Annotated in this window: 22 protein-coding genes; 5 read left to right on the top strand and 17 right to left on the bottom strand. The window is 68.9% G+C overall.

From position 1 onward, the window contains the following. Nucleotides 1-80: 80 nt before the first annotated feature. The 10 genes from FBZ89_RS08625 to ccoN all read right to left on the bottom strand — a co-directional run bounded on the left by FBZ89_RS08625 (nucleotide 81) and on the right by ccoN (nucleotide 9302). On the bottom strand, nucleotides 81-611 hold the full coding sequence (locus FBZ89_RS08625) for a mismatch-specific DNA-glycosylase (protein WP_145749606.1): 531 nt from the start codon (nucleotides 609-611) through the stop codon (nucleotides 81-83). A 77-nt stretch (nucleotides 612-688) separates the two neighbouring features. Further along, nucleotides 689-904: a hypothetical protein gene (locus FBZ89_RS08620; RefSeq protein ID WP_145749605.1), complete on the bottom strand. Its 216-nt coding sequence runs from the start codon at nucleotides 902-904 to the stop codon at nucleotides 689-691. Between the two features lie 26 nt (nucleotides 905-930). Beyond that, a complete protein-coding gene (ccoS, locus tag FBZ89_RS08615) occupies nucleotides 931-1095 on the bottom strand; it encodes a cbb3-type cytochrome oxidase assembly protein CcoS (RefSeq protein WP_004274417.1) in 165 nt (54 codons plus the stop codon). Continuing rightward, a complete protein-coding gene (locus FBZ89_RS08610; RefSeq protein WP_145749604.1) occupies nucleotides 1095-3500 on the bottom strand; it encodes a heavy metal translocating P-type ATPase metal-binding domain-containing protein in 2406 nt (801 codons plus the stop codon). The genes ccoS and FBZ89_RS08610 overlap by 1 nt, the downstream gene beginning before the upstream one ends. A 19-nt stretch (nucleotides 3501-3519) precedes the next feature. After that, nucleotides 3520-4035 carry a FixH family protein gene (locus FBZ89_RS08605; protein ID WP_246172095.1) on the bottom strand — a complete coding sequence of 172 codons (516 nt, stop codon included), beginning with the start codon at nucleotides 4033-4035 and terminating at the stop codon, nucleotides 3520-3522. Nucleotides 4036-4067: 32 nt separating this feature from the next. After that, the gene (ccoG, locus tag FBZ89_RS08600) at nucleotides 4068-5654 is read right to left on the bottom strand and encodes a cytochrome c oxidase accessory protein CcoG (RefSeq protein WP_145749603.1); all 1587 of its coding nucleotides are present in this window, start codon (nucleotides 5652-5654) and stop codon (nucleotides 4068-4070) included. A gap of 317 nt (nucleotides 5655-5971) precedes the next feature. Further along, nucleotides 5972-6865, bottom strand: coding sequence for a cytochrome-c oxidase, cbb3-type subunit III (gene ccoP / locus FBZ89_RS08595; RefSeq protein WP_145749602.1), 894 nt, complete (start codon nucleotides 6863-6865; stop codon nucleotides 5972-5974). A 9-nt stretch (nucleotides 6866-6874) separates the two neighbouring features. Further along, a complete protein-coding gene (locus FBZ89_RS08590; RefSeq protein WP_004274101.1) occupies nucleotides 6875-7069 on the bottom strand; it encodes a cbb3-type cytochrome oxidase subunit 3 in 195 nt (64 codons plus the stop codon). A gap of 10 nt (nucleotides 7070-7079) precedes the next feature. After that, nucleotides 7080-7805: a cytochrome-c oxidase, cbb3-type subunit II gene (gene ccoO / locus FBZ89_RS08585; RefSeq protein WP_145749601.1), complete on the bottom strand. Its 726-nt coding sequence runs from the start codon at nucleotides 7803-7805 to the stop codon at nucleotides 7080-7082. A 15-nt stretch (nucleotides 7806-7820) separates the two neighbouring features. Continuing rightward, nucleotides 7821-9302: a cytochrome-c oxidase, cbb3-type subunit I gene (gene ccoN, locus FBZ89_RS08580; RefSeq protein ID WP_145749600.1), complete on the bottom strand. Its 1482-nt coding sequence runs from the start codon at nucleotides 9300-9302 to the stop codon at nucleotides 7821-7823. Between the two features lie 299 nt (nucleotides 9303-9601). On the opposite strand from ccoN, the gene FBZ89_RS08575 reads away from it, so the two are divergent. Continuing rightward, a complete protein-coding gene (locus FBZ89_RS08575) occupies nucleotides 9602-10423 on the top strand; it encodes a DUF2189 domain-containing protein (protein ID WP_246172094.1) in 822 nt (273 codons plus the stop codon). A gap of 25 nt (nucleotides 10424-10448) precedes the next feature. Here FBZ89_RS08575 and FBZ89_RS08570 read toward each other — a convergent pair whose 3' ends face one another. From FBZ89_RS08570 to FBZ89_RS08560, 3 genes are all read right to left on the bottom strand, one after another. Continuing rightward, a complete protein-coding gene (locus FBZ89_RS08570; RefSeq protein ID WP_040849387.1) occupies nucleotides 10449-10952 on the bottom strand; it encodes a hypothetical protein in 504 nt (167 codons plus the stop codon). Nucleotides 10953-11081: 129 nt separating this feature from the next. Further along, a complete protein-coding gene (locus FBZ89_RS08565; protein WP_145749599.1) occupies nucleotides 11082-11591 on the bottom strand; it encodes a hypothetical protein in 510 nt (169 codons plus the stop codon). Further along, nucleotides 11578-12135: a DUF5655 domain-containing protein gene (locus tag FBZ89_RS08560; RefSeq protein ID WP_145749598.1), complete on the bottom strand. Its 558-nt coding sequence runs from the start codon at nucleotides 12133-12135 to the stop codon at nucleotides 11578-11580. The genes FBZ89_RS08565 and FBZ89_RS08560 overlap by 14 nt, the downstream gene beginning before the upstream one ends. A 104-nt stretch (nucleotides 12136-12239) precedes the next feature. Between FBZ89_RS08560 and FBZ89_RS08555 the strand changes: the two genes are divergently transcribed. Beyond that, the gene (locus FBZ89_RS08555) at nucleotides 12240-12953 is read left to right on the top strand and encodes a helix-turn-helix transcriptional regulator (RefSeq protein WP_145749597.1); all 714 of its coding nucleotides are present in this window, start codon (nucleotides 12240-12242) and stop codon (nucleotides 12951-12953) included. Here FBZ89_RS08555 and FBZ89_RS08550 read toward each other — a convergent pair. Continuing rightward, nucleotides 12950-14221, bottom strand: coding sequence for an FAD-dependent monooxygenase (locus tag FBZ89_RS08550; RefSeq protein ID WP_145749596.1), 1272 nt, complete (start codon nucleotides 14219-14221; stop codon nucleotides 12950-12952). The two genes, FBZ89_RS08555 and FBZ89_RS08550, sit on opposite strands and share 4 nt — an antisense overlap. A 246-nt stretch (nucleotides 14222-14467) precedes the next feature. On the opposite strand from FBZ89_RS08550, the gene FBZ89_RS08545 reads away from it, so the two are divergent. Then, nucleotides 14468-14932 (top strand): hypothetical protein, encoded by a 465-nt coding sequence (locus FBZ89_RS08545; protein WP_145749595.1) that lies wholly within the window; start codon nucleotides 14468-14470, stop codon nucleotides 14930-14932. Nucleotides 14933-15014: 82 nt separating this feature from the next. Here the strand turns inward: FBZ89_RS08545 and FBZ89_RS08540 are convergent, their stop codons facing one another. The 3 genes from FBZ89_RS08540 to FBZ89_RS08530 all read right to left on the bottom strand — a co-directional run bounded on the left by FBZ89_RS08540 (nucleotide 15015) and on the right by FBZ89_RS08530 (nucleotide 17433). Then, nucleotides 15015-16031, bottom strand: a complete 1017-nt coding sequence (locus FBZ89_RS08540) for an Ig-like domain-containing protein (RefSeq protein ID WP_145749594.1) — start codon at nucleotides 16029-16031, stop codon at nucleotides 15015-15017. Between the two features lie 153 nt (nucleotides 16032-16184). After that, complete coding sequence (locus FBZ89_RS08535) at nucleotides 16185-16922, bottom strand: cytochrome b/b6 domain-containing protein (RefSeq protein WP_145749593.1); 738 nt, start codon at nucleotides 16920-16922, stop codon at nucleotides 16185-16187. A 7-nt stretch (nucleotides 16923-16929) separates the two neighbouring features. After that, nucleotides 16930-17433: a c-type cytochrome gene (locus FBZ89_RS08530; protein ID WP_145749592.1), complete on the bottom strand. Its 504-nt coding sequence runs from the start codon at nucleotides 17431-17433 to the stop codon at nucleotides 16930-16932. Nucleotides 17434-17693: 260 nt separating this feature from the next. Between FBZ89_RS08530 and FBZ89_RS08525 the strand changes: the two genes are divergently transcribed. Together FBZ89_RS08525 and FBZ89_RS08520 are read left to right on the top strand one after the other, a co-directional pair. Further along, nucleotides 17694-18278, top strand: coding sequence for an LOG family protein (locus tag FBZ89_RS08525; protein WP_145749591.1), 585 nt, complete (start codon nucleotides 17694-17696; stop codon nucleotides 18276-18278). 242 nt (nucleotides 18279-18520) lie between these two features. Beyond that, nucleotides 18521-19744, top strand: a complete 1224-nt coding sequence (locus FBZ89_RS08520) for an NADP-dependent isocitrate dehydrogenase (protein WP_145749590.1) — start codon at nucleotides 18521-18523, stop codon at nucleotides 19742-19744. Nucleotides 19745-19768: the final 24 nt, after the last annotated feature.

The following is a 19768-nucleotide window of genomic DNA, read 5'->3' as shown; positions in this document are numbered from 1 at the left end:
GCCTGGCGATGGTAATAACACACAACCGTTACCGGAGTGGACAGTGCCGGCGCACCACCTGGAAATGCAGATCTGCAAAATCAGGGGAGCGGGACGGAGGCGGCCCGGCGCGCGGCCACGAAGGCGGCCGCCTCCCGCCACGGCTCCAGCGTGAAGAAACGCCGCGCCTGGCCGGAGGGGGACGGCAGAACGAACAGGGCGGTGCCCTCCAAATCCTGGGCCTGGCGGCCATACACCGGGCTGCCGACCAGGCCGAAGTGCCCGGCCAGGAAGACGGACGCCGCCGTCTTGCTGGTGAAGGCCACGGCGCCGGGGCGATGGCGCCGCATCTTCTCCACGAAGGCCGCCACGTTATAGGCGGCAGGATCCAGGTCCACATCGTTGCCGAACTGGGTCTTGTTCAGGTCAGTCAGGCCCAACCCCAGGCCCGGCAGGGTGGGGTATTCCTGGGGCGTCAGGCGCGTGGGCGTGAAACCGGCGGCATGCAGGCTGGGCCAGAAGGCGTTGCCGGGCTTGGCGTAATAGGCCTTGGCCGCCATGGAGGCGCGGCTGGGCGCCGTGCCGCAGAACACCAGGTGAAGGCCGGGAACAAGGACATCGGGGATCAGCATGGCGCAAAGATAGGGATGGCCCCCACCCCGCGCCAGTGCCTACCCCTCATGCAACCCTCAGACGCCAGGCGCCGGCGTCACTCCGCCGGCTGCTGCGCCAGCTCGTCCGCATGCCCGCCGATGGTGCGGGCGATGGTGAAGAAATTGACCAGCACGCCGAAGGCGACGAACAGCAGGCCGTCGATGTAGCCCGCCAGGTCGGTGGATCCGGCGGCGAAGAACAGGCCCAGCACGGCCACGATGATGCCCATGCCATGAACGATGACGGCCGGCAGGGTGTTGGACGCTTTCATGACTCACTCCATCAGACTAAACGGGATCAGGTGTGCCGCTTGGGCAGCGGCGTTTCATCCTCGTACAGGATGCGGGTGGCGGAGCCGTCGAGGTCCTCGAACTGGCCGTCGCGCACCGCCCAGAGGAAGGCGCAGAGCCCCAGCCCGCCCAGCAGCAGGGCGGCGGGGATGAGGAAAAGCAGGCTGTTCATCAGTAACCTCCATCGCGGGGCTTTTTGCTTCCCAGGCGCAGGGCATTGGCCATCACCGCCAGGGATGATCCCGACATGGCGGCGGCGGCCACGAACGGCGTGGCGAAGCCGGCGATGGCCACCGGCACGGCGCACAGGTTGTACAGCAGGGTGAAGGCCAGGTTCTGGCGCACCAGGGCGCGCGCCCGCCGGGCCACGGCCAGCGTCTCCGCCACCGCCGCCAGGCCATCGCCCTGGAACACCACGTCAGCCGCGGTCTGGGTCACGTCCACGGCGCTGGCGGGGCTCAGCGAGACGTCGGCGGCGGCCAGCGCCGCGGCGTCGTTCAGCCCGTCGCCCACCATCAGGACGTTCCGCCCTTCCGCCCGCAGCGCCGCCAGGTGCGCGCACTTGTCGGCCGGCCGGGCGTCGGCGCGCACGATATCGATGCCGACCTCCGCCGCCAGGGCCTGGGCGGTGACGGCGCGGTCGCCGGACAGCAGCTCCACCCGGTAGCCGGCGGCCTTCAGTTCCGCCACCACGGCGGCGGCGTCGCGGCGGGGCCGGTCGGCGAACAGGAAGCGCCGGGGCGCCTGACCGCAGCGGGTGAACCACAGCTCCGGCCCCGCCCGCCCCTCGTCCACGCCGCCGTTGGCAGAGTCCGCCACGCCGCAGAAGGCGCGCGACCCCAGGCGGACGAAGCCCTGCGGCCCCATCCAGCGCAAGCCGCCGCCCGGCACCTCCACCACGCCATCGGCCACCGGGCCGGGCCCGGCGGCGCGGGCCAGTGCCCGCGACAGGGGGTGGCGCGACGCGCGGGCCAGGCGGGCCGCCGGTTCCAATTCCTCCGCCGCCAGGGTGGGATCGGCCACCAGGTCGGGCCGGCCCAGGGTCAGGGTGCCGGTCTTGTCGAACACCACGGTGTCGATGGGGGCCAGGCGCTCCAGGGCGGTGGCGGACTTCAGCAGGATGCCCTGGCGCATCAGCCGGCCGCTGGCCGCCACCTGCACCGCCGGCACGGCCAGCGCCAGGGCGCAAGGGCAGGTGATGATCAGGACGGACACGGCGATCAGCAGCGCCTGGTACCAGGCGGCGGATCCCAAGAACACCCAGGCCAGGAAGGTAGCCAGCGCCGTCAGGTGCACCACGGGCGTGTAGGCCCGGGCGATGCGGTCGGCCAGCAGGACATGGCGCGCCCGCCCCTGCTCCGCCGCCTCCAGCAGGCGCACCATCTCCGCCAGCAGCGTGCCCTCGCCACTGGCCGTGGCGGTCAGGCGCAAGGGGGCGGTGCGGTTGATCATGCCGGCGAAGACCTGGGCGCCCGGCGTCACCGCCAAGGGCAGCGTCTCGCCCGTCACCAGGCTGGCGTCCAGATCGGAAACGCCCTCGGCCACCGTGCCGTCCACGCCGATGCGCTCCCCCGCCGCCACCAGCACGGTGGCGCCCAGGGGCACGCGGGCGGGCGGCAGCACCTGCGGCAGGCCATCGGCGCCCAGCACCGTCACGGGCGCCTGGTTCAGCGCCAGCAGGTGGGCGGCGGCGGACCGGGCCCGGCCGCGCGCCCGGCTGTCCAGGTAGCGCCCCACCAGCAGGAAGAACAGCAGCATGACGGCGCCATCGAAATAGGCGTGCTCCCCATGCTGGACCGTCATCACCACGCTCATGCCCGTGGTCAGCAGCACGCCCACGGAAATGGGCACGTCCATGTTGGTGCGGCCGGCGCGCAACGCCGCCAGGGCCGACTGAAAGAAGGGCTGGCCGGCGATGGCCACCGTGGGCAGGGCGATCAGGGCCGACACCCAGTGCAACAGCGTGCGGGTGGCGTCGCCCATGGCATCGGCGCCGGACCAGACCGACACGGACAGCAGCATGACGTTGGCGGCGGCGAAACCCGCCAGCGCCAGGCGGCGCAGCAGCGCCCGTTCCTGCGCCGCCGCCGGGTCGGCCCCCGCGCCGGCACCGCCGAAGGGCGCCACGCGATAACCCAGGCCCGTCACCAGCCGGGCGTACTCCACGGCCTGGGTGGGCGTGCCCGTCCACCGCAAGGTCAGGCAGCGCGTGGTCAGGTTGGCCCGGGCGGAGCGCACCTCGGGATGGTGCTTGGTCACCGCCGCCTCGATCAGCCACAGGCAGGCGCCGCAGTGCAAGCCGTCGACGCTGAGGCGCAGCAGGCAGCTGCCGTCCGGCGCCACCGCCACCGCATCGGGCAGGCCCAGCAGGGGATCGGCGCCATCCCCGTCATCCGCCACGGCGGGGGCGGCGGCCTCCGCCGGCCGGCGGTCGTAATAGGCATCCAGCCCCAGGTCATGGATCAGGGTGTAGGCGCCGGCGCAGCCCTGGCAGCAGAAGGCGCCCCGCTCCGTCGCCGCCCCCAGCAGGGGCTGGCCGCAATGCCGGCAGTGCGTCGTCAGGCTGTCCAAGGGCATGGGTTGCGTCCTCTCCGCCTTACTTCACGAACAGCCGGCGGGTCAGGTGGTACCAGTGGGGGCCCTTCTCCGCCTTCAGCTTCAGGTCCCACTGCCCATGCTTAGGCAGGGTGACGATGGCCGTGTAGCGGCCGTTGCCGCTGGCGGTGAAGGTCAGCGGCATGTCGGGCATGATGTCGATGGGCCGCACCAGGCGGCCGGTCAGGGTCATGCCGTCCAGGACGGCGCCGTCGCGGTCGGTGATGCGCACCGTCAGCACACCCGTCCCCTTCGCGCTGTCGGCGGCCGGCTCGATATCCGCGTCGAACACCCAGCCCAGGGCGTCCTGCTGGGCCTGCGCCTCCAGCACCTTGTTGTATTCGATGCCCCGCTCATAGGGCTTGGCGGTAACGATGCCGGTCCAGCTGTGCATGGCGTAGTAGATCAGGATGCTGTTCACCACGATCACCACGCCCATGCCGCCCACGAAGATCCAGGGGATGAGGGAGCGCTTGGGCTTGAGCGGCTGGCGGCGGGGCATGTCGATGACGGTCATGACGATCACTCCTCGGGATCAGGGCCTCGGGATCAGGGCTTGGCGCCGGGGCCCATGAAGACGCCCTCGTAGAAGGTGGGGCGGGCGGGGGCGGGCCCCTGCTCCGTCAGGCTGAACACCAGGGGGATGGAGCCCTGGGCGCCACCGTCACGCGTCATCGACTGGCGCGGCAGGCTGACGAAGACGCGGAAGGTGGCGACGGCGTCGCCCGGCACGGTCAAGGCCACGCCCTCCGTGCCGTGGGCCTCGCCCACGTCCTGCACCGCCACGGTGGCGCCCGGCTGGCCGACCACGCCCAGCCGGAACTCGCTCTCGCCCCGCCGCTTGTTGATGACCTTGATGGTGTAGCCGTTGCGCAAGGCCCCGTTGGACAGGGTGACATACAGCGGCGCCCGGTCGCGCAGCACGCTGATGCCCATGGTGGTGCGCGTCTCCAGGGCCGTCAGCATCACGCCCCCCACCACCGCCAGCACCAGGGCGTAGATCACAACGCGCGGCCGCATCAGGCGATAGCGGTTCGACTGGCCCTGGGCCTTGGCTTCCTGGTTGGCCAGGGTGTCGAAGCGGATCAGGTCGGGCGGGCGGCCGACCTTGGCCATAATGTCGTTGCAGCTGTCGATGCACAGGCCGCAGCCGATGCATTCCAGCTGCTGGCCATCGCGGATGTCGATACCGGTGGGGCAGACGGCGATGCACTGGCCGCAGTCGATGCAGTCGCCCCGGCCTTCCCAGCTGGTGCCGGCCTTGTGCGGCCCGCGCCGCTCACCGCGCCAGGCCTCATAGGTCACCACCAGGGAATGCACGTCCAGCATGGAGCCCTGGATGCGCGGCCACGGGCACATATAGGTGCAGACCTGCTCGCGGGCCCAGCCGGCCAGGATGTAGGTGGTCGCCGTGAACAGGCCGACGAAGAAATACTCGCTGACCGTGGCATGCCCGGTGAACAGGCCCTTCAGCGCCGTGGGCGCGTCGTCGAAATACAGGATCCAGGCGCCACCGGTGGCCAGCGAGATGGCCAGCCAGGCGGCGTGCTTGGCCGTCTTGCGCAGCAGCTTCTCACGGGTCCAGGGCTGGCCGTCCAGGCGGATTCGCGCACCGCGATCGCCCTCGGTCCACCGCTCCACCGCCATGAACAGGTCGGTCCACACCGTCTGCGGACAGGCGTAGCCGCACCACACGCGCCCCGCCAGCGCCGTCACCAGGAACAGGCCCACGGCGGCCAGCACCAGCAGGCCGGTGATGTAGTAGACCTCCTGCGGCCAGATCTCGATGCCGAAGAAATAGGCGCGCGGGGCCGACAGGTCGATCAGCACGGCCTGGCCGGGCGCCCCCGGCCCCCGGTCCCAGCGCAACCAGGGCACGGTGTAGTAGACGGCCAGGCAGAGCGCCAGCACGGCCCATTTGATGGTGCGATAGCGGCCGGACACGGCCTTGGGATAAATCTTGATGCGCTCGGCATACAGGCTGCTGGTGTCGCCGTTCTCCAGATCCACCTTGACGGAACGCGGGCGGCCATCGCGGGCCGCGGAGGCCCGGGGTGCCTTCGCGGCGGGGCGGTCCAGCACCTCGCCGTCCTGTCCCTCTTTGGCGGGGCGGCCATCCGTGGGGGTCGTGTCCATGGGTCGGTCCATTCCGTGTCGACCGCGTGGCGGAGCCCCAATTGTTGGGCCACCAACGCGGATATGGACGGACCCTATGCCCGCACCGCTTCCCTCGCCTTGCGATAGATCAACCGCCCGCCGGCCATTGCCGCGCCGCGACGGCAGGTCACAGCCGTAAAAACAACCGCTTGCAAAGCGCCGCAACTGTGATCCGGGCAAAGAAAAACCCCCGCCGGATGGGGTGCGGCGGGGGTTCTCTCGTGCGGACCCTGGGCGGGGTCCCTTGGAAGGGGCGTCAGGGGGCGGGGGGAAGGATGGTCCCGCCCCCGTCGGCCTTACTTCCCACCGCCCAGGGTGTGCACGTAAGCGGCCAACAGCTTGACAGTGGCGGGATCCAGGCGCTCGCTCCATGCCGGCATGCTGCCACGCCGGGCGTAGGTGATGGTCTGGACGACCGTGGCCTTGTCCCCGCCATAGAGCCAGATGGCGTCGTTCAGGCGGGGGGCGCCCACGTCGGGGTTGCCGTCGCCCTTTTCACCGTGGCAGGCGGCGCAGTTGTCCGCGAACACCTGGGCGCCACGGCCGGCGGCCGCCTTGTCCGTACCGGTGTTCGACAGGCTCAGCACATATTCCGCCACGTCGTTGATCTGCTCTTTGGTCAGCAGGCCATCGGCGCCGAAGCGCGGCATGTCCGACACCCGGGAGTCCGGGTTGGAATTGCGCACGCCGTAGGTGACGGTCTGCAGGATCTGCTCCGGCGTGCCACCCCACAGCCAATCATCGTCGGCCAGGTTGGGGAAGCCCTTGCCCCCGGCGCCGCCGGCGCCGTGGCAGGCGGCGCAGTTCTCGGCGAAGGCGATGTGGCCGGCGGCCTGCACGTAGCCGCGCAGTTCCGGATCCTTCTCCACCTCGCCGATGGGCGTGGCCAGCAGCTTGGCCTTCAAGGGCGCCAGCGCCTGCTGGCGGGTGTCCAGCTCGGACTTCACCGTGTCACGCCGGGTCCAGCCCAGCACGCCCTTGGTGTGGGAGTGCAAGGACGGCCAGGCGGGATACAGCACGGTGTAGACCAGGGCGAAGGCGATACAGGCGTAGAAGGTGTACAGCCACCATTTGGGCAGCGGCGTGTTCAGCTCCTTGATGCCGTCCCATTCATGGCCGGTGGTCTCCCGGCCCGTATGGGCGTCTTTTTCCCTGCCCGCATGGGCATGGTTGTCAGTGTTGGTCGACATGGGGGGACCTCAGCCTTTCATAGTCGGCACCGACCGCCGCCGTGCAGGCAGGGGGTGGTCGGCGTCATCCAGCAGCGGGATACGGGCGCACTCGTCCAGGCGGCGGCGGCGCGAGGGCCAGTAGGCCCAGATGCCGATGCCGCTGAACAAGGCCACGAACCACAGCAGCCAAACCTGCGAGATCAGGGCGTGGAACTCTTCCATGGCATCCCCCTCACTGGTGCAGGTCTTCGGGCTGCAGCTTGCTGAACTCGACCAGCGTGCCCAGCATCTGCAGGTAGGCGACCAGGGCGTCCATCTCCGTCAGCTCGGGGCTTTCGGTGTTGAACTTGCCCACTACCGCCTTCGGGTACCGCTTCAGCAAGCCGCTGGCGTCGGCGTCCGGATCGGCCTGGGCCTTCAGGTCGGCGGCGGCATTGGCGATCATGTCGTCCGTGTAGGGAACGCCCACGGTGCGCAGGGTCTTCAGGTGATCCTGGATGTTGGGCACCGACAGCGGACGGCTGGCCAGGAAGGCGTAGGTCGGCATGATCGATTCCGGCACCACGGCGCGCGGGTCCTTCAGGTGGGCGACGTGCCAGTCGTTGGAATACTTGCCGCCGACGCGGGCTAGATCCGGACCGATACGCTTGGACCCCCACTGGAAGGGATGGTCGTACATGCTTTCCGCCGCCAGGCTGTAGGGGCCATAGCGCTCCACCTCATCACGGAAGGTGCGGATCTGCTGGCTGTGGCAGACGTAGCAGCCCTCGCGGATGTAGATGTTGCGGCCCATCTGCTCCAGCGGGGTGTAGGGGCGCACCCCGCCCACCCGCTCGATCGTGGTTTCGATGGAGAACAGGGGCACGATCTGCACCAGGCCACCGATGGACACGGTGATCAGGGTCAGCAGCGCCAGGATGACGACGTTCTTTTCGACGATGGCGTGAGAGAATTTCATTTTCGGTCCCTCCGCTCACTCGGCCGCGACCAGGCCCGCGGGCCGGTCTTCCGCCAGCGGCTGGCCATGCTTGATGGTGCGGAACATGTTGAAGGCCATGATGATGGCGCCGGTCAGGAACAGGACGCCGCCCATGCCGCGGATGATGTAGTAGGGGTGCATGGCGGCCACCGTCTCGACGAACGAGTACTGCAGGAAGCCCATGTCGTCGTAGGCGCGCCACATCAGGCCCTGCATGATGCCCGACACCCACATGGAGGTAATGTAGAGCACGATGCCCAGGGTGGCGGTCCAGAAGTGCCATTCCACCAGCGTCTGGCTCCACAGCCCCTTACGCCGCCACAGCACCGGCACCAGGTAGTACAGGGCGCCGAAGGTGACGAAGGCGACCCAGCCCAGGGCGCCGGAGTGCACGTGGCCGATGGTCCAGTCGGTGTAGTGGCTGAGCGCGTTCACCGGCTTGATCGACATGACCGGGCCTTCGAAGGTGCTCATGCCGTAGAAGGCGACGGCGGTGACCGTGAAGCGCAGGGACGGGTTGGTGCGCAGTTTGTCCCAGGCGCCCGACAGGGTCATGATGCCGTTGATCATGCCGCCCCAACTGGGCATCCACAGCATGATGGAGAACACCATGCCCAGGGTCTGCGTCCAGTCCGGCAGGGCCGTGTAGTGCAGGTGGTGCGGACCGGCCCAGATGTAGAGGAAGATCAGGGCCCAGAAGTGGATGATGGACAGGCGGTAGGAGTAAACCGGCCGCTCCGCCGCCTTGGGGATGAAGTAGTACATCATGCCCAGGAAACCGGCGGTCAGGAAGAAGCCCACCGCGTTGTGGCCGTACCACCACTGGATCATCGCGTCCTGCACGCCGGCGAAGGCGCCGTAGCTCTTCGTGCCGGTGAAGCTGACGGGCACCGCCAGGTTGTTGACGATGTGCAGCATGGCGATGGTGATGATGAACGCCAGGTAGAACCAGTTGGCCACGTAGATGTGCGGCTCACGCCGCTTGATCAGCGTGCCGGCGAACACGATCAGGTACGCGACCCAGACGATGGTCAGCCACAGGTCGGTGTACCACTCGGGCTCAGCATATTCCTTGCCCTGGGTGATACCCATCAGATAGCCCGTGCCGGCCAGCACGATGAACAGCTGGTAGCCCCAGAAGATGAACCAGGCCGGCAGCGCGCCGCCGAACAGGGGGGCGCGGCACGTGCGCTGGACCACGAAGAAGGAGGTGCCCAGCAGCGCGTTGCCGCCGAAGGCGAAGATGGCCGCGGACGTGTGCAGCGGCCGCACGCGGCCGAAGCTGGTCCATTCCAAACCGAAATTCAGCGCGGGAAACGCCAACTGAAAGGCAATGAGGACGCCGACCGTGAAGGCGGCGATGCCCCAGAACATGGTCGCGATGGTGAACGCGCGGACCACATCCTCCACATAGGCTTCCCGGCTGGCGGGACGGGCCGCCGTGATGGGCACCCCCCCGGAAACCGCTACACTCATGACACCCCCCGAATATGGGCTCAAGCGGCAGGGGCCCGGGTTGAACCCCGGACCTCGTCTCTTAAGACAACGATTGCGGGCATCGGCGGGCCTGGTTTCCCAGGCGGTGTCCGTCGGGCGACGGGGCCGATGCTCCTCAGCGTCGGCACTGTGATGGTGGGCACACCCTGCCGCATTGACCTGCGTCAAGCCGCCATCCATCAACTTGGCGTATGGTTGGGTGAGTGACGGAAGGCCCGGCAAGAAGGCCTCCGGAACGCGGTTGGCGTTGCAACCCCTGGGCGGAGCGGCACAAGGCCATGACGGCGATGACGGACGGAACCCTGATTCCGGTTTTCACCCACCCCTCGCCCGCGGTGCGGCGGGTGCCGATGGACCGGCCCTGGCACTGGCTGCGGCTGGGGTGGGACGACATGGCCGCGACGCCCCCCATCAGCCTGGGCTACGGCCTGATACTGGCGGCGGTGGGCTTCTTCGCCACGGCCGTGGCCATCCTGGACGGCTGGCTGGCCCTGCTGTTGCCGCTCACCGGCGGCTTCATGCTGCTGGCGCCCCTGCTGTCGGTCACCTTCTACGAGGCGTCGCGCCGGCGGGAACGGGGGCTGCCGCCCGACGCCGCCGCCTGCCTGAACGCCTGGCGCGGCAATCTGTCCGCCATCGGCGCCTTCGGCGTGGTGCTGCTGCTGATGCACCTGTTCTGGGTGCGCCTGGCCACCCTGCTCTACGCCCTGATGCTGGGCGATGTGCATGTGCCGCCGGACGGCTTGGCCGCCGTGCTGCTGACCCCGGCGGCCCTGCCCTTCCTGATCGTCGGCACCCTGCTGGGCGCCGCCCTGGCGCTGGCCACCTTCACCATCAGCGTGGTGACCCTGCCCCTGCTGCTGGACCGCGACGTCGGCGTCCTCACCGCCGTCGCCACCAGCATCACGGCGGTGCGCGCCAGCCCCCGCGCCATGCTGCTGTGGGCCGCCCTGATCGCGGGGGCCGTCGCGCTGGGCATGGTCACGCTGTTCATCGGCCTGGTGCCGCTGCTTCCCCTCATCGGCCACGCCAGCTGGCACGCCTACCGCGACGTGGTGCGGCTGCCCGCCGCGATCACCCCGGTCACGCCGAAGGCATGAAGCGAGGCTTGGAAGGTCAAAAAACTCAGCTGAACTGCAGCATGGACGGGGCCTTGTCGATGATCTCTTCCAGGATCATCTCGGCCGTCTCAAGCTCGCTGCGGATCGATTCGTTCAGGCGGCTGGCATATTCGGGCTTACGCAGCTTCTCGCTGGCCTCATAGAGGCTGCGCAACTCCGTCACGAAGATTTCGCGGGCGCCCAGGGGCAGCACGGTCTTGGCCGACAGCACGAAGAAAAAGCGCATGCTGGCCCGCACCAGCAGGCTCAGCATCAGGGTGTCCAGCTGGGCGTAGCGCTCGCGCACGTCATCCACCGGACCGTCCATGCTGCGCAGGCGGCCTTCCACCAGGATGCACAGGGCGCGGAACTCCCCCACCTTGTTGCGGAAGGCGTTGTAGGCCTCGAAGCTGTCGCGGGCGGCGGCGGCTTCAGCCTGCTTGGCCAGCTGGGTGGATTCGCGCGCCTGGCGCTCCAACGCGTCCAGCAGGCCCACCACTTCCTTGCGGGAATAGACACGTCTGACCACCGGTATGCCATCCTGTCGCTAGGGCACCGCACCCTTCCTGTATACTCAGGCCCCCCGCCGGATCAAAGCGCCGCCGACGGGCGGGCGGGCATGCGCGGAAGGGGGATGGAACCGCCTCGACAGCGCTTATCACGGCGCCGGCGACAAGGTCCCCTCGGTGAACAGCGTGAAGGACGGTTGCGGCCCCGGCGGCGCGATCTCGAACCGGACGGCCAGGCGGCCGCCCGCCAGCCCCTCATATGTCAGGCGGAAGGTGGGGGCCGTTGGCGCCGGATCGCTGGTGAACTGGACGCGCCGGCCCGGCGCCAGTTCCGTCACGTGATAGTGGATGACGTGCCCAGCCGTGTCGAAGAAATCGGCGCGCAAGCGTCCGCCCTCCGCATACATGGTCATGAGCATGTCCAGGTCGCCGCCCTCAGCCATGTGGGTGCGGTCACGACGCACCAGCAGGCTGCCGTTCAGGTCGGGCCTGATCTCAGACGTGCCCCCTTGGTTGGGCCGCCCACCAGGAACGGAGTCGGCAACGCGCTCGCCCACCAGGAAGGAGAGGGCCGCCAGCGACTCCGCCGCTTTCGCCTGGGGCATCAATGTCATCGCCGCCAGCGCGGCCGCGGCCAATCCCCGCTCAAACCGCCTCATCGTAAGCCTCCTTCAGCCACCCCAGCACTTCGGCATCCAGGTCAGCCACGGCCTCCAACTTCACCCGATGAGTGAACATGGCGTTGAAGCTGCCCGACGCCTCCAGCCGGCCTTCCGGCGGACGGGCCTTCAACACCAGCCCCAGGTCCAGGCGGTTGCGTGTCGACGGCTGGATCAAGGCGAACTGCTTGCGCCGGCGGATGCTGACATTGGCCTTCTTGGGCGCCACCTCGACATCGGGGCCGAACGCCATCACCGCCGCGACCAGCGCGTCGTAGAGGGGGCGCAGCCCCGCCTTGACCTCAAACAAGTGCGCCACAGGATCGTCGGTCGAGCGCGGTGCGGCGTCAGCCAAGGCGCGCTTGGCGACATGGTTGGCATAGCCGTGGCCGAAGCCATGTTCCGCTTTCAGCCAAGTCACCATGTCCCCGTGCTTGGTCAGGCCCTGCGCCCGAATGCGTCCCACCCACACGGCCACCGGCTGCCCCGACGCCGCCTCGATGTTCCGTTCCATTGTCGCGATCGCGTCTTCCACCGACGCCATGGCCGCCCCTCCCTTTGTCCCTGGTTCCAGCATCCGCCCCATCTTCCCCGGGGGCGGCGCCGTCATGCATTCTATGGTCAGCCTGTTGACAGCATGGTGGCAAGATGGCGCGTCGCGCGGAAAGGTTGTTGATCCTGCTGGACCTGCTGCGAGGCCGCCCGGTGGTAACGGCGGCCACCCTGGCGGAGGTTTTGGAGGTTTCGGCCCGCACGGTTTATCGCGACATCGAGGCGCTGCTGGCCGCCGGTGTCCCCATCCGGGGCGAGGCCGGCGTGGGCTTCAGCCTTGGCCAGGGCTATTTCCTGCCACCCCTGACCCTGACGGAGGACGAGGCGGAGATCCTGGCCTTCGGCGCCCGGGTGCTGAGCATCTGGAGCGACGGCGCCCTGGCGGCGCAGGCGGAGATGGCGCTGACCAAGATCCGGGCCGTGCTGCCCAAGGCTGCCCGCGACAGCGCGGCGCGGGAGATCCTGTGGGCACCCCCTTGGGTGAGCCGCCACCCGCCTGCGGTGGACCTGCTGCAGTTGAAGCGCGCTGCCCAGCGGCGGCAGTACCTGCGCATCACCTACGAAACCCTGAATGGCACCCTGAGCGAGCGATCGGTGCGTCCCCTGTCGCTCAGCTTCTTCGGGCCTGTGTGGCTGCTGATTGCCTGGTGCGAATTGAAGGCGGACTTCCGCTGCTTCCGCTTGGACCGCCTGCGGGCTTCGGAGGTGCTGGACCAGACCTTCCGGGATGAGCCGGGCAAGCGCCTGGTCGACTTCCGCCGCGCCAAGGGCGAGGCGGTGGCGCGGGAAATGGCCGGCAGCGGGGTTTAGTCCAGCGCCGCCAGCCGCACCGGCCGTTCCTGGCGCGACACCGGCAGTTGCGACAGGGTCAGCGCGATGCGCCGCCGCAGGAACGGGGTGCCGATGACCAGGGGCAGGATGTGGCGGCGCAGCAGCCGGCCCCACCAGCCGTCGGCCAGCAGGCCCACGCGGGAAATCAGGTCTGTGCCCCGCAGCACGCCGCGCGCCACGGGCAGACGGTCCTGGGCGTAGCGGTCCAGCACGCCCTCGTCCTTCCTGCCCCGCGGGCCCCGGCGCAGCGCTTCCGTCAGGCGGGCGCCCAGGTTCAGCGCGTCCTGGATGCCGGTGTTCATGCCCTGGCCGCCGGCGGCGCTGTGGATATGGGCGGCGTCGCCGGCCAGGAACACCCGGCCGTGGCGCAGCCGCTTCACCATGCGGTGGTGGATGGTGAAGCGGGTCAGCCACGCCGCCTCCTCCAGCACCAGGGGCAGGCCGGACACGGCGCGGGCCAGGGTGGTGAAGACGGCCAGGTCGACCTCCGCCTCCGCCGCCGGCGCATCGCCCTTGGGGATAAGCACCAGGCGGCACAGCGTGGGCCCGAGGGTGGCCTGATCCGGATCCTTCAGCGGGAAGAAGGCCATGGCACCCGCCTCCGTGCTGAAGAAGCGCACGGAGTCGTGGCCCAAATCCCCATACCCCGGGCCCCAGTCCAGGCTCACGTCGGCCAGCAGGAAGGTGCCGGGATAGGATCCGCCGGCGAAACCGGCACCCACCTGGTGGCGCACCTCGCTGTGGGCGCCGTCGCAGCCGACGACATAGGCGGCGCGCACCAGCTCGATGCCGCCGTCGGGGCGGCGCACCTCGCACTGCACGCCGTCCCCGTCCTGCCGCAGGGCGGCCAGCTCATGGTTCCAGTCGACGGCCACGTTGAAGGCCGCCGCCTGCTCCGCCAGCAGGCGTTCCGTCTCCCCCTGCGGCAGCACCAGGACGAAGTTGTAGGGGCTGGGCAGGCCGCCCAGGTCCACCGCGATGGGCTGGCGGTCGCCCAAATGGAAATGCACCGCGCGCACCGGCTGGCCCGTGGCCACCATGCGGGCCGGCAGCCCCACGCCGAACACGTCCGACAACGCCTCCAGCGTGCCGGCGTGCACGCCCAGCGCCTTTGATTGCTGTGAGCGCCCCACCGCCTTGTCGATCACCCGCACGGGCACGCCGGTGCGGCCCAGCATGGCCGCCAGCGCGAGGCCCGTGGGGCCGGCCCCCACCACCAGGACCGCCACATCCATATCGCTGCTCAAGTCCGCGTCCTCCCACCCCGTTTCCCCACCACGTTCCAGGAACTGGCCGCTTACTTCTTGTTAGTTCTCTGCCGATATGCTCCCGCTTCACGCGCGCCGCAATGCGCACCTTGGCAATAGGGCGCCTTCACGACAAGCCGGCCCCCGGGATTAAGGTGGACGGCCAACGGCGCCTGAGGGTAAGCATGACGCCGGTTTGTTCTGCTGCCGAACCGGCGCTAAAAGCATTGAGAGGGCGTTCAGTCAATGGAACAGGCGATCGTCACCGTCCAAAACCTAGCCGGCTTGGCGCAGAGCGCCCAGGCGGGCCTGCCCCTGGGCAAGGACGCCCTGCTGTTCGGCGAGGACGGTACGGTCCAGCTGAACCGCCACCGCTCCCCCTCCCGCCACCATTTCTATCTGGACGGCCTGCTGTTCCACGTCTCGATCACGCCGCAGGACGAGAGCACCCTGTTCCAGATCTGGGCCGAGGTCGGCTTCCTGCCCTATACCATCGAGGCGCCGGAGAAGCGCGCCAAGCTTCAGTCCATCCTGCGCGCCACGGCCAGCCTGCGCACCGCCCGCTTCATCGTCGACGAACAGCAGAAGGTGCTGGTGCTGAGCCAGCAGGACGTGCCGGGCCATGTCAGCCTGACCAACCTGATGTACGAGACGGTGCAGTTCATCCAGGAGGCGCGGCCGTACCTGCGGATTTTCGGCAGCTATTTGTAAGGCCAGCCGTGCCCCCCAAAGGCCCCCCAAAGTTAAAACGCCCCGGAGATCGCTCCCCGGGGCGTTTTCTTTGCGAGCACGCTCAGTGATGCCCGCCGGCGCCGCCGGCACCCTGCGCGCCGTTCGCCTGCCCGTTGGTGGTGGGCAGGATGAAGATCTGGCCGGGGTAGATCAGGTTGGGATCGCGGATCTGGTCCTGGTTGGCGTCGAAGATGGTGGTGTACTGGATGCCCTCGCCATAGAGGTGGCGGGCCAGGGTCCACAGGTTGTTGCCGGCCACCACCACCACGGCGCGGCTGTCGCTGTCGGCGATGGGCTGGCGCTCGAACGTCACCTCGGCGCGGGCGGCCACCTTGCCGTCGGCCCCCACCTGGTCCGCGCGCAGGGTGTAGCGGCCGGGATCGACCAGGCGCTCCGGGGTGATGGACCAGCGGCCCTGCAGGTCCGCCGTGGCGTGGCCCACCAGAGTGTTGTCCAGGTACAGCTGCACCTCCGCCTTGGGCGGGGCGTCGCCGCCCACGGTGACGGCGCCGGCGCGGTTGTAGTCGATGGTGTCGATGGCGACGGCCAGCGACTTGTCGGTCTTGACCGGGCTCTGCAGCACGCGGCTGCCGCCCTGGCGCGGGGTGACGACGGCCAGCGCCCCGCCGGTCTCGTTCTGCTTGCGGCCGGCGATGTCGCGCTTGGCGTCCGGCACCACCAGGGTCACCGTCTCATCGGCCGCGACCTCGGCGCCTTCCGCCGTCTTCATCTTCAAGGACAGGGTGCGGGAGCCGGGGGTCAGCGCCTGGGTGGGGGTCAGCACCCACTCGCCGCGCTTGTCGGCGGTGACGGTGCCCAGTTCCTTGTCACCGTCGGAGATGGTGACGGCGGCGCCCGGCATGGCGCGGCCGGCGATGACCGCCGTACCGTCCGGGCTGACCCGCACCACATCGAAGGTGGGAACCGCGCTGGGGCCGGACGGGGCCTCGGCCACGGCCGGGGCGGGGGTTTGCGTCGTGCCGGCGGTGCGGTCGGCCTGCATGTGGGACAAGCCCCAGACCAGCAGCGCCAGCGCGCCCACGCCGACAACGGCGGCAATGACCTTGTTCTGCGTCACAGTCGGTTCCTTTGTCATTCACCCGGCGGCTGACCCCCGGCCGCCGGTTCATGAGCCCCCCAACGATCTTGCCAACGATCTTGGATACGATGCCGGGTGCACCCCGGAATAGCCCGGCGGCGCCCACGCGATCAAGCCTGGAAGATCGCCGCGTCAGGCGAAAACGACCAGACCCGCCACCAATCCGGCGGCGATGGCGGCCAACAGACCGGCCCGCCATAGCGGGACCCAGCCATGGCCCTCCCGTCCCCCGGGCGTCTCCCCCCGGGCGTCTTTGGGGCCCTGTTCGCCATCGGGCAGCAAGGTAAGGCGTTTCCACCCCGTGACCATGGGGAGCACCAGGTTCTCGCGCTTGACCACCAGATAGAACAGCACCGCCACCACGTGGATGGCCACCACCCCCTGGATCAGGCTGAAGTTCATATGGTGCAGGCGGCGCGCCAGCTTGGCGACCGATCCGCTGACACGGTGGGCCAGCGGTCCCTCCTCCATCCCGTCGTCGTCCACGGCGAACAGGCCGGTCCCCACCTGGGCCAGCAGCACCAGCAGCAGGACGACCACGGCCCAGCCGCCCAGGGCGTTGTGCCCCCGCTCCACCGGCAGGGGACCGGGCGCCGCCATGTGGCGCACATGGCGCAGGACCGCCGCCGGCCCCTTCAGGAAGCGGGCGAAGCGCGCCTGGTCGCTGCCCACCACACCCCAGAACAGGCGGAACAGCAGCAGGGCCAGGGCGCCATAGCCCAGCTTGAAATGCAGGGCCAGATCGTCATGGGTGGCCGTCCACCACAGCCCGGCCAGGTCGGCGACCAGCAGCCAGTGGAACAGCCGGATGGGCAGGTCCCAGATGGGGATGCGCGCCCCCGGGAGCCCGCCCTGATCCGCGGGCATCATGCCCGGCTTACTTCTTCTGCCGGTAGGTCTCGTGGCACTGCTTGCAGGTGCCACCCACGGCCTGCACCGCCGGGCCGATGGCGGCCTTGTCGGCGGTGGCCGGCAGGGCCAGGATCTTGTCCAGCGCCTGGGCCAGGTCGGTGAAGCCCTGGCGGAACTTGGCGTTCTCCTGCCAGATCGCGGGCAGGGCCTCGCTTTCGCCCACCCCCACGGCCGTGCCCTCGGTGAACTGGTCGGGCAGGCCCTTGGTCACGGCCTCCATGGCGGCGGCGGCGGCGGCCACGTCCTGGGCGGTGCCCTTGTCATCCTTCAGATAGCCCATGAACACCTTCATGCCGCCGCCCAGCTTTTTCATGTCCTGCTGGCGGGCCTTGACGATTTCCGCCGGGTCCAGCGCGGCGTGGGCGACGCTGCCCCCCAGAAGGGCGGCGGCCAGGGCCAGGCCGGCGGCGACACGCACGGCGGAACCGGCGCGAAAGGCTTGCGGGACATCACGAAAAGCACGCGGCATTCTTCTCTCCTGCCCTGATTGTAACCACTTATCTCTATGGCCTTGCCCGCCACCCGTCCGGGTCGCCTAATGCCATCCGCTGCCTTGCACGGCCTGCCGGATGGCTTGCAGTCGGCTCGCAAGGATGGTGTAACGGGCCGTCACCCGTCCGGCAAGCCCCGCTGGCGGTCATCGGACGGCGGCATCCGGGGCGGGGATGAGGTGGCTGAAGCCCATCCCGCCCGTTCCATAAGCCCGTCCGTTCCATAAGGATGAGAGGAATGTCCAAGGTGCGTAGCGTCTGTGTCTATTGCGGGTCCTCGGGCCAGGTGTCGGAGGAATACAAGAAGGCCGCCCACGACCTGGGCACCCTGATCGGCAACGCCGGCCTGCGGCTGGTCTATGGCGGCGGCCGCGTGGGCCTGATGGGCATCACCGCCGATGCCGCCCTGGCGGCGGGCAGCGAGGTGGTGGGCATCATCCCCGACCATATCCAGGTGCGCGAGGTGGACCACGGCGGCCTGACCGAGTTGCACGTCGTGGACAGCATGCACACGCGCAAGCGCATGATGGTGGAGAAGTCCGACGCCTTCGTCGTCATGCCGGGCGGCCTGGGCACCCTGGACGAGGCGTTCGAGATCATCACCTGGCGCCAGTTGGGCCTGCACGACAAGCCGGTGGTCATCGCCAATATCGGCGGCTACTGGGATCCGCTGCGCGACCTGCTGACCCACATCCGCGCCACCGGTTTCGGTCGTGGCGAAATCGAGAGTTATTTCACCTTCGTTGACAGCGTCCACGCCATCCTGCCGGCGCTGCGCCGGGCCCCGGACGCCCTGCAGAAGATCGCGGTGGAACGGCTGTAGCCGGTTTCAAGGGCGGCCGGGCCTGGTTCATGCGGGGGGACACCGTTGCGGGGACCGCACGCCGGTTCCCCGCCCCGCTTGCTTGATCGCGGGGCCCGAATGGGCTCTTATACCGGCCGTCCGATATACTGGTCGCCCAATCGCGGCCGTTTCTTACCCGGGAAACGGTTCTGGCATATCGAGGCGCGCTCAAACGCGGCGCCGGCTGTCATAAAATTACCTATACGCAGAAGGCATTGAGAATGCAGAAGATCAAGGTTGCCAATCCCGTCGTCGAGCTTGATGGCGATGAGATGACCCGCATCATTTGGCAGTTCATCAAAGACAAGCTGATCCTGCCCTACCTCGACATCGACCTGAAGTACTTCGACCTGGGCATCGAGCATCGCGACGCCACCAACGACCAGGTGACCGTGGACGCGGCCGAGGCCATCAAGAAGTACGGCGTGGGCGTGAAGTGCGCGACCATCACCCCGGACGAGGCCCGCGTGGCCGAGTTCAGCCTGAAGAAGATGTGGAAGTCGCCCAACGGCACCATCCGCAACATCCTGGGCGGCACCGTCTTCCGTGAGCCCATCATCTGCAAGAACGTGCCGCGCCTGGTGCCGGGCTGGACCAAGCCCATCGTCATCGGCCGCCACGCCTTCGGCGACCAGTACCGCGCCACCGATTTCAAGGTGCCCGGCGCCGGCAAGCTGACCATGACCTTCACGCCCGACGACGGTGGCGAGGCCATCACCTACGACGTGTTCAAGTTCCCCGAGGCCGGCGTGGCCATGGGCATGTACAACCTGGACGAATCGATCGCCGGCTTCGCCCGCGCGTGCTTCAACTACGGCCTGCAGCGCGGCTACCCGGTGTACCTGTCCACGAAGAACACGATCCTCAAGGCCTATGACGGCCGCTTCAAGGACATCTTCCAGGAAATCTTCGACGCCGAGTTCGCCGAGCGCTTCAAGGCCAAGGGCATCGTCTACGAGCACCGCCTGATCGACGACATGGTCGCCTCCGCCCTGAAGTGGGACGGCGCCTTCGTCTGGGCCTGCAAGAACTACGATGGTGACGTGCAGTCCGACACCGTGGCCCAGGGCTTCGGCTCGCTGGGCCTGATGACCTCGGTGCTGCTGACCCCCGACGGCAAGACCGTGGAGGCCGAGGCCGCCCACGGCACGGTGACCCGCCACTATCGTGAGCACCAGAAGGGCCGCCCCACCTCCACCAACCCCATCGCCTCCATCTTCGCCTGGACGCAGGGCCTGTCCTACCGCGGCCAGTTCGACGGCACGCCGGAGGTCACCAACTTCGCCAAGACGCTGGAGAAGGTGTGCGTGGAGACGGTCGAGTCCGGCTTCATGACCAAGGACCTGGCCATCCTGATCGGCCCGGACCAGCCCTGGCTGACCACCCAGGACTTCCTGGCCAAGCTGGACGAGAACCTGCGCAAGGCCATGGGCTTCGCCGCCTGAGGCACCTGACGGTTCCCCTGACGG

Origin of the sequence: Nitrospirillum amazonense, assembly GCF_007828045.1 — a bacterium.
In the GTDB taxonomy this organism is placed as follows: Bacteria; Pseudomonadota; Alphaproteobacteria; order Azospirillales; family Azospirillaceae; genus Nitrospirillum; species Nitrospirillum amazonense_C.
This window is presented reverse-complemented; position numbering and strand designations above follow the sequence as displayed.